The organism is Cupriavidus lacunae, from assembly GCF_003353055.1.
In the GTDB taxonomy this organism is placed as follows: Bacteria; Pseudomonadota; Gammaproteobacteria; order Burkholderiales; family Burkholderiaceae; genus Cupriavidus; species Cupriavidus lacunae.
This window is the reverse complement of sequence record NZ_QKWJ01000029.1, coordinates 73,491-84,607: the sequence shown is the minus strand read 5'-3', so window position 1 is coordinate 84,607 and position 11,117 is coordinate 73,491. Positions and strand designations below refer to the sequence as shown.

Here is an 11,117-nt window from a genome sequence, read left to right as displayed (position 1 = left end):
GCTACGCTGCGCAGGGGATTCTCCCCGCGCAAAATCAGGGCAGCGCTGTTCCGCTGCATGTGAAGAAATGGATGCAGCTTAAACTCGGTTGAAATCTGTCTTGACCGAGGGGTCCACTTTAAACAAAAGGCCGATGCATTCAGGGCGATGAATCCCAACGCGAAAGTCCCGGTTCTTATCGATCATTCCTCCAGGCCTGGAGAGGGCGATGTGATACTCAGCGAATCCGCCGCAATCCTGGTCTACCTTGCTGAGAAGACCGGGCAACTTCTTCCGACGGACAGTGCCCGCCGCGGCAAGGTCTTCGAACAGCTTTTCTTCCACGCGTCTGGCCTGAGTCCTGCCTTCCTTCAGGCGTTTTTGGTCGCCATGCAGTCATCACCACAGCCTGAGGCCCAGGCACGCGCTCTGGCAGAGGTTGACCGGGTGCTAGGCGTGCTCGATTCCGGCCTCGAACAGCACCAGTACGTTGCCGGTGACGCATACAGCATCGCGGACATTGCTCATTTCGGGTGGGTCTGGCGCCATCAGGCAATCAATGCGTCCTTAGACAAGTTCCCATTTATTACGCGTTGGTATGGCGAACTCTCGGCGCGACCCGCAGTCGTCACCGCCGTCACAAAGACCCTGGCCCTCGCTCAGTAGCGCCGCACCACATCCTGCATCTTCCTGAAGCAGTTGCTACAGGAAATGGGGACACGCAAGAGATTTCGACACAATGCGACCGCAGAGGTCCACCGCCATTGATTAAGGAGTGTGTGATGAATGACCGTACCCACGAACTGCTCTATCGCAACCTCCAGGAGGTCTTCGGTGAAGGCGACGCAACGCGTCGTCGCGCGGCAATCGAGGCGCTCTATACCGAGGACTGCGTGCTCTACGTACCGACGGAAGTATTCGTCGGGCACGACGCTCTCGACAAATTCGCAGGGGATCTGCGCGCGACGCACCCGCACTTCGCCTACACACCGCACGGCAAGCCCCAGGCTCTCCATAACGCCGGTCGTCTGGCCTGGGGTTCTGGCCCGCGCGGCGAAGTACCCGAGTATACGGGCTGGGATGTGATCATCGTTCGCGATGAGAAGATCGCAGCGCTCTATGTCTTTCTCGATTCCGATCCCACATGACCATGCGATGGTCTCGCGCTACGCCGGCTTCAGGAGTTCGAGCGCGGCGCCGCCGTGGAGCCCCGCACAATCAGCTGCGGCGTCAGTTGTACGGTGACAGGATCGGATGCAGGCTTGTCGATCTTCCTGAGCAGGAGCCGGGCTGCCTCCTCGCCCATTTCGTGTACGGCGATTCGCACGGTGGTCAGCGGCGGCGTCAGCGCGTCGGCGAAAGGCATGTCGTTGTGGCCCACCACCGAGACTTCATCGGGACAACGCACCCCGCGCTCGCGCATGAAGTCGTAGCAACCCATCGCCACCAGGTCATTGCCGGCGGCGATCGCCGTCAACTGCGGGAACGCCGCGAAGAGTTGCTCGCAAGCCAGCCTGCCGGCCTCGCGCGAGTAGCTGGCCGCTTCCAGCACCTGCCATTCACCGCGCCGCAGGCGGTGCCGCTTGACCGCCTGGGTGAAACCCTCGCGCCGCAGGAAGCCGGTGGACAGCGAGGCCGGTCCGGCGATATGTCCGATGCGGCGGTGGCCCAGCTCGACCAGGTGGTCGACCGTCAGGCGCATCGCCAGCAGGTTGTCGCTCACCACGCAGGAAACCCGTCTGGTCTCTTCCCCCCGGTTGACCGTGACCACGGGGATATGTTGCTTGAGGCAGTAGTCGAGCACCGGGTCCTCCCGCTCCGCGGTGGCAAGCACCAGCCCTTCCACCTGGCGCCCGATCATCTGGTCGATGATAAAGCGCTGGCGGCTCTTGTCGGTACCGGCGTTGACCACTATCGGCACATAGCCCTGCTGCGCCAGCACGGCTTCAATCCCGGCCAGTATGGGCGGAAACACCGGGTTGGCGATATCCGGCAGCACTACGCCCACCAGCCCGGAGCGCTGCGTGCGCAGCCCTGCCGCGATGCGGTTGGGGCGGAAGCCACGCACCTCGGCCAGTTGCAGGATGCGTGCCGCCACCTCGTCCGCGACGAGATGCCGGGTGGCAGGGTTCATCACTCGCGAGACGGTCGAGTAATGCACGTCGATCTCGGCAGCCAGGTCTTTCAGGGTGAGGCGCTTGCGTTCGGGCATGGCGGCAGGTGGCGGGGCGGCAGCCCGGAACATTGTAGTAGTCGGTATTCTAAGCCAGCGCTGCCCCGCTCCTCCCGGTCCTGCCTGCAGGCCGTCCGTGTCGCGGCTATTGGCCGCCCTTTACGCCGGATTGCCGGACCACCGGGGCAAGCTTGCCGATCTCCGCCTGGATATAGGCGGCGAACTCCTGCGGCGACGAGCGCTTCGGTTCCGCACCCTGCGCCGCCAGTCGCTCGCGCACATCGGGCGCGGCCAGTGCCTTGCCGATCTCGGCATTGAGCGCATCGACGATGGCCTTGGGCGTGCCCGCCGGCGCCAGCACGCCGAACCAGGAATCGAAGGCGTAGCCAGGCAGGCCGGACTCCGCCACCGTGGGAATGTCCGGCAGCGTGCTGGCGCGCTTTGCCGTGGTGACCGCCAGCGCCCGCAGCTTGCCCTGCCTGACGAAGGGCATGGCCGAGACGGTGGGCGCGAACATCATGTCGCCGCGGCCGGCCATCACATCGGTGAGCGCCTCACCCGTGCCCTTGTACGGGATATGGACGATGTCGATGCCGGCCTGCATCTTGAACAGCTCGCCGCTGAGGTGCGTGGAGCTGCCGGATCCCGCCGAGTCGAAGTTCAGTGCGCCCGGAGTGGCCTTGGCAGCAGCGACCACGTCGCGGACCGACTTGTACTTGCTGGCGGCGTTGACCACCAGCACATTGGGCACCGTTGCCACCAGCGAGACCGGTGCGAAGTCCTTCACCGTGTCATAAGAGAGCTTGGGGTACAGCGTGGCATTGATTGCATGCCCGACCGAAACCAGGATCAGCGTGTAGCCGTCCGGTGCCGCCTTGGCCACGCCGGTGGCCCCCAGGGTGCCGCCGGCGCCGGGCCGGTTGTCGACGATCACCTGATAGGTGCCGCCCTCGCCCATCTTGCTGCCGATGATGCGCGCCAGGATGTCAGTGGCGCTGCCCGCCGAGAACGGCACCACCAGCCGGATCGGCTTGCCGGGGTACTGGGGTTGCGCGTGGACGGCGGGTGCGGCCGCCAGCAGCAACGATGAGGTCAGGGCCAGCATGGCGCCTTGCATGGATCGAATCATCTGTGTCTCCTCACTACCGGGACGAGCGCGAGTTCCGCGCATCGCCGATGAATGCGGCACACCCTTGCCGGGGGCGCCGCTCTGCCTTAGAAGAAGTGCCGCATGCCCGGCGCGAAGGTCTGCGGGTCTGCGCCCGCGCTCACGCCGAGCTCGTTGATGGCAAAGTCGTAGATCGCATTGCGCCTGTTGTTGTGGGCAGGTCGTCTTTGGCACGATCGCGGCAAACGTTTGCAAAGATCGTGCAAAAAAAGATCAGCCTCTTGGATACGGCATCGCCAGCAGCAACATCGCCGGCCGGTTGTGCGGATTCGATACCTGCCGCGCCTCGCCGGGCGCAAGCCGCACCGAATCGAACTGGCCCAGCATCACGGATTCATCCGGCGTGCTGATGCAGACTTCGCCTTCCAGCACCACGTAGTGCTTTTCCACCGGCGAGGCATCCATCGTCGTGTGGCCGCCCGGCAGCAGCACCGAAACGCCCATCCACAAGGCTTCGGACGGTCCCGCTTCATGCCCTTGCAGGCGCAGGCAGTGCATGCCTTCGTGATTGGCCGGAAAGTACGCCGGCGCCTGTGCGAACCGGGTCGTGTTCATGGCATGAGCACCACGCGTTCGGTCGCGCCCTGCAGCACCGCCCGGTAGGCCTCCTTGGCGTTGGAGAGCGAATAGGTGTAGTCGGCCAGGACCGGGAACGGGCGCAGCGCGCCCGAGGCGAACATCGGAGCAAGCTGGTCAAGGATGCCCGCGCAGGCGTTGCTGTCCAGCGCCAGGGTGTCGACACCCACATAGGTGTGCTGGCCGCGATAGAAGGCGAAGATGTCGAACGGCACCGGCTTCTCGATGGTCGAGATGAAGATCTGCGCGGCGCCGATCGCCATGGCCTGGTTGGCCTGTTCGAAGTAGGGGCTCCCCACCGTGTTGTAGACGATGTCCGCACCATGACCGCCGGTCTCGTCGCGCACCACGGCGGCGATGGATTCGCTGCTGGCATCGATCATGCGCACGTCGCCGCTGGCATGGCCGCGATAGGCATCCGCGGTGCGCTCAACCGCAAAAACGCGGGCGCCGAGCGCCGTGGCGATCTGGATCGTTGCCTGCCCCACCTTGCCGTTGCCGCCGCACACCAGCACGGTGCTGCCAGCCTGCGGCATGCCCGCGCGGCGCAGCCCTTCATAGGCGGTGATGAACGGCACACCCACGGCGCCGGCTTCCAGCAGCGACACCGACGCCGGCTTGGCGCGCACCGCGCTGGCCTGGATGCGCAGGTACTTGCCATGCGTGCCATCGCGGCGGATGCCGAGCTCGCCGCCGCTGCCCCAGACCTGCTGGCCCACCAGCTCGGCCGGACCGTCGACCACCAGGCCGGCGTAGTCGCGGCCTGGCGTACGCGGCCACACCGCATGCGGCATCAGGCCGAGCGTTGCCTTGACGTCGCTCGGATTCACGCCGGCGCTGGCCACTTCGATGATGACCTGGCCTTGCGCCGCTTCCGGGCGCGGCACGCCGAGCAGTTCAAGCTGCAGGGCATCGATATTGGCGGCTTTCTCGTTGATTCGAATGGTGTTCATGTTTCTTCCTTCCTGAAATGTCTGGTTCTGTATGGCGGGGATCAGGCCTCGCGCAGGCCGAGCGTGCTCCGGGCCTCGGCCGACGAGGCAATCTCGCCGCCGAGCGACCTGACGATGTCGCGCGCCTTGGCGACCAGCGCCGCGTTGCTCGGCGCCAGCACGCCCTTCTCCAGATAGATGTTGTCTTCCATGCCGACGCGCACGTGCCCGCCTGCGAGCCAGGCCTGGGCGACGATCGGGAACTCCGCGCGGCCGATGCCGAATGCCGACCAGTGGGCGCCGGCGGGCAGCATGTTGCGGGCGTAGAAGATGGTTTCCGGCGTGGGCGCAAAGCCGTACTTCACGCCCAGCACGAAGGTCCACAGGCCGGGGCCGTCCAGCACGCCTTCGCGGATAAAGTCGAGCGCCATGTTCAGGTCGCCGGAATCGAAGATCTCCAGCTCGGGCATGACGCCGGCGGCGCGGATCACGCTGGCCATCTTGCGCACGTTGGCGGGCGTGTTGATGACCACGTCGCCGCCCGAGTTCATCGTGTTCAGGTCCAGCGAGCAGACGTCGGGGCGCAGCGCCGCGATGTGCTCGACGCGCTTCGCGGGGTGCAGCAGCGTGGTGCCCGCCGCGGCCACGCGCGGCTCGTCCTCGCTCGGCACGAAGCGCCCGCCGGGGCCGGTGGTGAGGTTGATGATGAGCGAGCGGTTGCGCTTGCGGATGCGGTCGATGACGTCGGCGTAGTAGTCGAGCGACATCGACGGGCGTCCCGTTTCAGGGTCGCGCACATGGATATGGGCGGCGGCGGCACCAGCTTCGGCGGCTTCAAGTGCCGCGTCGGCGATCTGGGCCGGCGTGACCGGCAGGCCGGGGTGCTGTTCGGGCGTGACGATATTGCCGGTCACTGCGCAGGTAATGATGGTCTTGCGTGCGTGCATGAGTGAAGGCCGATAGTGAAAGCGATATGGGATGCGGGGGAAAGGTCCGGTCTGAGCTGGCCTGTCCTAGCCGAGCTGCCGGCCGCCATCGACGACGATGGTGGTGCCGGTGGCAAAGCGCAGCGAGGTGGCACAGGCAGCGATGGCATCGGCCACGTCCTGCGCCTGGCCGATGCGCTTCAGCGGCGTCGTCTTCGCGGCGCGTTCATTGAAGTCACTGTCGCGGCCGGGTACGAAGCCGGTATCGACCACGCCGGGCGAAACGTTGAGCACGCGGATATGCGGTGCCAGTGCGCGCCCGAGGGACATCGCCATGACGTCGAGCCCGGCCTTGGCCGCGCAGTACGCCACGTTGCTGCCCTGCCCCGTGCGCCCGGCGATGGAGCCGACATTGACCACCAGCCCGTCGCCCGTGGCGCGCAGGTGCGGCGCAAAGGCGCGGATGGCGGCGAACTGGCCGCGCCAGTTCACGGCGAACAGTTCGTCGATCAGGGCATCGTCGAGCGCGTCGAGGTCGGCATGCGGGACCGCCCGCGTAAAGCCTGCGGTGTTCACCAGGATGTCGACACGGCCGTAGTGGTGGCTGACCTCGTCGGCCAGCGCGCGCAGCGAGGCGCTGTCAGAGATTTCGGCCACGGCGCCAAGGTGGTTGCCGGCGGGCAAGGTCGCGGCGGCACTGGCCGCCTTGTCCGTGTCGCGCCCGGTCAGTACGACGCTGGCGCCAAGCTGGGCCAGCGTTGCACCAGCCGCGAGGCCGATACCGCCGGTGCCGCCGAGGATGACGGCAACCTTGCCGGATAGGGAAGTTGTGCTCATGGTTTCAATATGGATATGCGTGAAAGGAATCCGAGCCTGCTTTCAGTCGATCGGCGGCTTCGGGAAGGTCTGCTCGCCGGGTTCCAGCGTGAAATCGAATTCGAGCGTGTAGAACGGTGCCGGCACCTCGCCCCATGGGCTGCGGCCATGCTCGTGCAGGCAGAGTTCGCCCACCAGTTGCCGGTGCACGCCGAACGTGACATCGGACGCAAGCTGCTCCGGCTCATCGGCGAATACCTGCGTGACAAGCGTGCGGTAGCCTGGCGCCGCGACAATGAAATGGATGTGCGCCGGCCGGTACGGATGACGCTTCTGCGCGGCCAGCAGCACGCCTACGGGGCCGTCGGTCGGCACCGGGTAGCCGGCGGGACGCACGGTGCGGAAGTGATAATTGCCGCCCTCATCCGCATGGAAGCAGCCGCGCAGGTTGCGGTCGGGCTGCTTCGGGTCCTGGTTGTCGTACAGCCCTACCGGCGACGCCTGCCAGATCTCGACCAGCGCGCCGGACAGCGGCGTGCCATCGGTCCCCCGCACCGTGCCGCTGACAAACAGCGGCAGGCCGGGCGCGTCGTCCTGCACGACGCAATCGCCGCAGGCATAGCGCGGCGCGTTGGCGCGATAGAACGGGCCGAGCAGCGCGCCGGGCGTGCGCCCGTCCCTGGTGCTGTTGTTCATCGCCGTCACCAGGGTCGACAGCCCCAGCACGTCGGCAGCCAGGACAACCTCGTTGTGCTTGCCATGGGTGGCATGGCCGAGACTGGCGATATACCCTAGGGCAAGCTCGAATTCCTCGTCGGACAAGCGCACCTCGGACAGAAATCCGTGAAGATGCCGCACCAACGAATCCATGACGAAGCGCAGGCGGGGATTGATGGTATTCGCCATGGCCGCCTGGACCACGCCGGTCACCGAGTGCTCGTCCTCGATCAGCGCCAGGTGTTCGCCTGGTCGCGCCTGCCACTCGATGGAAGTTTCCATGTTTCGTCTCCTTTGCAAACGTTTGCATTATCGACGACTCAGCGGAACGGTCAAGGCCGACTTTGCCCCGCGCTACGCCGGAAAGGGGCATGGCGGGAGCGAAATCCCAATGAAAACAAATGGATACGGCGGGCGTTCCGGAGAAACCCTAGGTGGCCGCCGGCACGTGTCATGGCGGCTGCTTATGCAGTGGGAAGTGACCAACGCTCCATGTCGCATGCAGGCGCGCACACGGAGTCCGGCGAGAAGACCGCGCAGATCGCCCTTGCCGTGGCGGACAGGCCGGCCGGCAAGTTCCTAGGCGAGCGCAGCCTCTCCTGCCATCGCAATCCGCCAGCTGGGTGGATTGCCGATACTCGCCGTCAGGTGCGTGCAGAATGCCCTGACCTTGGCGCTGGCGTGCTGTGTCGCGCGCAGCAGGTAGATCCCGCCTGGCGCTTGCGGCAACAGCCCGTCGAGCGCCAGCTCCACCAGTCGGCCCGCGCCAAGATCCGGTCCTACCGACCAGTCGGGCATCAGCGCGATACCCAGCCCCTGCAGCACGGAGAGCCGCCGGGCGTCACAGTCATCGCATTCGAGCGCAAAGGTCGCCTGCGCGGTATGCGCAGGCGTCAGCAATTCCCGCCAGCCGCGCATGCTGGTGCTGTGGCCACGGTCGATCAGCCGGTGCCGCCGGAGGTCATCGGCATGGAGGGGGCGCCCGTGCTGCGCCAGGTAGGCGGGCGTCGCGCAGATGATGTAGCGCTGGTCGGAGAGGCAACGGGCGATCAGCGAGCTGTCGGCCTGCTGGCCGACGCGTATGACCACGTCGAAGCGTTCCACCACCGGATCCACCACGCGCTCGGTCAGCGCCAGCTCCACGGACAGGCGCGGGTATTGCGCGTAGAGGGCGCCCAGGTACGGCACCACGTGACGCCGGCCGAAGGCCGGCAGGCACGCCACCCGCACCAGGCCGCTGACGCCCTGCTCGAGCGCGGTCACGGCTTCGCGCGTATCGTTGAGCTCGTGCAGGATGCGCGTGGCGCGCGCGAACAGCAGGTCGCCGGCGTCGGTGCGGACCAGCGCCCGCGTGGACCGCGTGAATAGTGGCACGCCGAGTTCGCGTTCCAGGGCATCGATCTGGCGGGCGACCGATGACGCGACCAGGCCGCGTTGGCGGGCCACGGCGGAGAAGCTGCCGGACTGCGCGACTTCGACAAAGATGGCCAGGTTTTCAGCGAATCGGGCGGATTCCATTTTTGCGTTTCTTGCAAAAGCATTGCGCGGGCATACTGGCTTCACGCGCTTGTGTTCCCAAGTCTAACATTCGAAAAAACAAACGCAACTGGCTAGCTTCGCATAACAAGCAAAAGTGGCGCGCCAGACCTGTCAAGGCCAACCATGGAGCGGGTCCCGATGGAGACAACCGTAGCAACCACAGCAAGGATGACGATGCCCCGTGTTCTGCGACACTTGGCGGCGGTTGGCGCGCTTGCCGCAATCGCCGTGACGATGGCAGTTCCGGCCAGCGCCCGCGCCGAAGACTGGCCAGCCAAGCCGGTGACGCTGATCGTGCCCTATGCCGCGGGCGGCACGGTCGACAAGGTCGCGCGCCAGGTCCAGGACGCCCTGCGCAAGCGGCTGGCGCAACCTGTGATGATCGACAACCGCGCCGGCGCCGGCGGCACCATCGGCACCGGGCAGATTGCGCGCAGTCCGGCAGACGGCTACACCGTCGGCATGGTGTTCGATGCCTTTGCCACCGAGCCCTTTATCTATCCCAAGCTGCCGTATGCCTCGCACAAGGACCTGACCGGCGTCTCGTACATGGTGCGCTCGCCGATGGTGCTGGTCGTCCCCGCCGCTTCGCCTTACAAGACGCTGCAGGACTACGTTGCCGCGGCGAAGAAGCCGAACACGGTGTCCTACGCATCCGTGGGCGCGGGCAGCTCCAACCAGCTGGTGGCCGAACTGTTCCACGAAGCCGCTGGCACCAGCGGCATCCATACCCCTTACAAGGGCGGCGGACCCGCGCTCAATGATCTGCTGGGCGGCCATGTCGATTCGATGATCGCCAGCCTCCCGCTGGTGTTGCCGTATGTGCAGGCCGGCAAGCTGCGCGCGCTGGCCGTCACCGCGCGGCAACGCGATGCGCGCCTGCCGGCCATACCCGCGGTGGCCGAGACCTACAAGGGCTTCGAGGCGTATTCCTGGGTGGCGATGATCGCCCCCGCAAAGACGCCGCCTGACGTGATCGGCAAGCTCGCGGCCAGCGTCAATGCCACGCTGCGTGATCCGGCGATCGCGAAAGTCCTTGCCGACAGCGGCTTCGAGGTGATGGCGGGAGATTCCGCACAGGCCAACAAGCTGATCTGGGAAGAATCCGCACGCTGGGGCCGGCTGATCAAGGATCGGCATATTGCAACCGACTAAGCACGCATCGATCATGCAGCCCTTCATCTACCAGACTCACCCGCAACGCATCGTTTTCCGCTCCGGCGCGCTGGCTGCGCTGGGCGATGAAGTCGATTTGTTTGGCGCCCGCAAGGTGCTGGTGCTTTGCACACCGGGGCAGCGCGGCCTGGCCGAACGTGCCGCGGCGGTGCTGGGCGCGCGCTGCGCCGGCATCTTCGACGGCGCGGTCATGCATGTGCCGGTGGAACAGGCGCGCCTGGCCCGGTCGACCGCGGCTGCGCTTGGCGCCGATGCGGTGGTGGCGATCGGCGGGGGCTCCACCATCGGGCTTGGCAAGGCCATCGCCCTCGAATCGGAACTCCCGATCGTTGCCGTGCCGACCACCTATGCCGGATCGGAGATGACGCCGATCTATGGCATGACCGAGGGCGGGCTCAAGCGCACCGGCCGCAATGCGCGCGTGCTGCCGCGCACGGTGATCTACGACCCCGAGCTGTCCCTGGGCCTGCCGGTGCCGGTCAGCGTGACCAGCGGGATCAATGCAATCGCGCATGCCGCCGAGGGCCTGTATACCGCGGACCGCAACCCGGTCAGCGAGTGGATGTGCCGCGACGGCATCGCCGCACTGGGCCGCGCCCTGCCCGTCATCGCACGCGGCAGCGGGCCGGAGGTGCTGGCGGCGCGCGGCGATGCGCTCTACGGGGCCTGGCTTTGTGGCACCGTGCTGGGCAGCGTCGGGGTGGGCCTGCACCACAAGCTTTGCCACACCCTCGGCGGCACCTACAACCTGCCCCATGCCGAGGTCCACACGATCGTGCTGCCGCATGCGCTGGCCTATAACGCACCGGCGGCGCCGCAAGCCATCGCCACCGTCGCGGCTGCGCTGGGGCGCGAGGACATCAGCGGCGCCCAGGCGGTGTTCGACCTCGCGGCGTCCCTGGGCGCACCCGTTGCGCTGCGCGACATCGGCATGCGCGAGGAGGACCTCGATCACGCCTGCGAACTGGCGCTGCGTGACCAGTATCCCAATCCGCGTCCGCTGGACGCGCTTGGGATCCGCCAGCTGCTGGACGATGCCTTCCATGGGCGGCGGCCGGGCTGAACTGGACTTCTCCCTTCGGCGCGATGCGCGCCCGGGCCGTCGCGGCCAGATT

At 66.5% G+C, this 11,117-nt stretch carries 12 protein-coding genes; 4 read left to right on the top strand and 8 right to left on the bottom strand.

Annotated features, from left to right (window positions below):
* Positions 1-93 precede the first annotated feature (93 nt).
* Together DN412_RS22180 and DN412_RS22175 are read left to right on the top strand one after the other, a co-directional pair.
* Entirely contained in the window at positions 94-645 is a 552-nt protein-coding gene (locus DN412_RS22180) for a glutathione S-transferase family protein (RefSeq protein WP_279635222.1), read from the top strand.
* A 116-nt stretch (positions 646-761) separates the two neighbouring features.
* A complete protein-coding gene (locus DN412_RS22175; RefSeq protein WP_115213542.1) occupies positions 762-1,127 on the top strand; it encodes a nuclear transport factor 2 family protein in 366 nt (121 codons plus the stop codon).
* A gap of 29 nt (positions 1,128-1,156) precedes the next feature.
* On the opposite strand, the gene DN412_RS22170 is transcribed toward DN412_RS22175, so the two are convergent.
* The 8 genes from DN412_RS22170 to DN412_RS22135 form a co-directional block, all read right to left on the bottom strand.
* On the bottom strand, positions 1,157-2,191 hold the full coding sequence (locus DN412_RS22170) for a LacI family DNA-binding transcriptional regulator (RefSeq protein WP_115213554.1): 1,035 nt from the start codon (positions 2,189-2,191) through the stop codon (positions 1,157-1,159).
* Between the two features lie 106 nt (positions 2,192-2,297).
* Positions 2,298-3,281 (bottom strand): tripartite tricarboxylate transporter substrate binding protein, encoded by a 984-nt coding sequence (locus tag DN412_RS22165; RefSeq protein WP_115213541.1) that lies wholly within the window; start codon positions 3,279-3,281, stop codon positions 2,298-2,300.
* A 252-nt stretch (positions 3,282-3,533) separates the two neighbouring features.
* A complete protein-coding gene (locus DN412_RS22160) occupies positions 3,534-3,875 on the bottom strand; it encodes a cupin domain-containing protein (RefSeq protein ID WP_115213540.1) in 342 nt (113 codons plus the stop codon).
* On the bottom strand, positions 3,872-4,849 hold the full coding sequence (locus DN412_RS22155) for a quinone oxidoreductase family protein (RefSeq protein ID WP_115213539.1): 978 nt from the start codon (positions 4,847-4,849) through the stop codon (positions 3,872-3,874). The genes DN412_RS22160 and DN412_RS22155 overlap by 4 nt, the downstream gene beginning before the upstream one ends.
* A 41-nt stretch (positions 4,850-4,890) precedes the next feature.
* Positions 4,891-5,775 (bottom strand): beta-keto acid cleavage family enzyme, encoded by an 885-nt coding sequence (locus DN412_RS22150; protein ID WP_115213538.1) that lies wholly within the window; start codon positions 5,773-5,775, stop codon positions 4,891-4,893.
* Positions 5,776-5,841: 66 nt separating this feature from the next.
* Entirely contained in the window at positions 5,842-6,591 is a 750-nt protein-coding gene (locus DN412_RS22145; protein ID WP_115213537.1) for an SDR family NAD(P)-dependent oxidoreductase, read from the bottom strand.
* 42 nt (positions 6,592-6,633) lie between these two features.
* Positions 6,634-7,569, bottom strand: coding sequence for a dioxygenase family protein (locus DN412_RS22140; protein WP_115213536.1), 936 nt, complete (start codon positions 7,567-7,569; stop codon positions 6,634-6,636).
* 297 nt (positions 7,570-7,866) lie between these two features.
* The gene (locus DN412_RS22135; RefSeq protein WP_115213535.1) at positions 7,867-8,805 is read right to left on the bottom strand and encodes a LysR family transcriptional regulator; all 939 of its coding nucleotides are present in this window, start codon (positions 8,803-8,805) and stop codon (positions 7,867-7,869) included.
* 255 nt (positions 8,806-9,060) lie between these two features.
* On the opposite strand from DN412_RS22135, the gene DN412_RS22130 reads away from it, so the two are divergent.
* On the top strand, positions 9,061-9,981 hold the full coding sequence (locus DN412_RS22130) for a tripartite tricarboxylate transporter substrate binding protein (RefSeq protein WP_244222740.1): 921 nt from the start codon (positions 9,061-9,063) through the stop codon (positions 9,979-9,981).
* A gap of 13 nt (positions 9,982-9,994) precedes the next feature.
* Entirely contained in the window at positions 9,995-11,065 is a 1,071-nt protein-coding gene (locus DN412_RS22125) for a maleylacetate reductase (protein ID WP_115213533.1), read from the top strand.
* Positions 11,066-11,117: the final 52 nt, after the last annotated feature.

What these genes read in the sequence shown, in the direction of transcription:
- DN412_RS22155 (WP_115213539.1), bottom strand. Translation starts at nt 4,849, where the DNA reads ATGAACACCATTCGAATCAACGAGAAAGCCGCCAATATCGATGCCCTG.
- DN412_RS22175 (WP_115213542.1), top strand. Translation starts at nt 762, where the DNA reads ATGAATGACCGTACCCACGAACTGCTCTATCGCAACCTCCAGGAGGTC.
- DN412_RS22125 (WP_115213533.1), top strand. Translation starts at nt 9,995, where the DNA reads ATGCAGCCCTTCATCTACCAGACTCACCCGCAACGCATCGTTTTCCGC.
- DN412_RS22145 (WP_115213537.1), bottom strand. Translation starts at nt 6,591, where the DNA reads ATGAGCACAACTTCCCTATCCGGCAAGGTTGCCGTCATCCTCGGCGGC.
- DN412_RS22160 (WP_115213540.1), bottom strand. Translation starts at nt 3,875, where the DNA reads ATGAACACGACCCGGTTCGCACAGGCGCCGGCGTACTTTCCGGCCAAT.
- DN412_RS22170 (WP_115213554.1), bottom strand. Translation starts at nt 2,191, where the DNA reads ATGCCCGAACGCAAGCGCCTCACCCTGAAAGACCTGGCTGCCGAGATC.
- DN412_RS22130 (WP_244222740.1), top strand. Translation starts at nt 9,061, where the DNA reads ATGGCAGTTCCGGCCAGCGCCCGCGCCGAAGACTGGCCAGCCAAGCCG.
- DN412_RS22135 (WP_115213535.1), bottom strand. Translation starts at nt 8,805, where the DNA reads ATGGAATCCGCCCGATTCGCTGAAAACCTGGCCATCTTTGTCGAAGTC.
- DN412_RS22150 (WP_115213538.1), bottom strand. Translation starts at nt 5,775, where the DNA reads ATGCACGCACGCAAGACCATCATTACCTGCGCAGTGACCGGCAATATC.
- DN412_RS22165 (WP_115213541.1), bottom strand. Translation starts at nt 3,281, where the DNA reads ATGATTCGATCCATGCAAGGCGCCATGCTGGCCCTGACCTCATCGTTG.
- DN412_RS22140 (WP_115213536.1), bottom strand. Translation starts at nt 7,569, where the DNA reads ATGGAAACTTCCATCGAGTGGCAGGCGCGACCAGGCGAACACCTGGCG.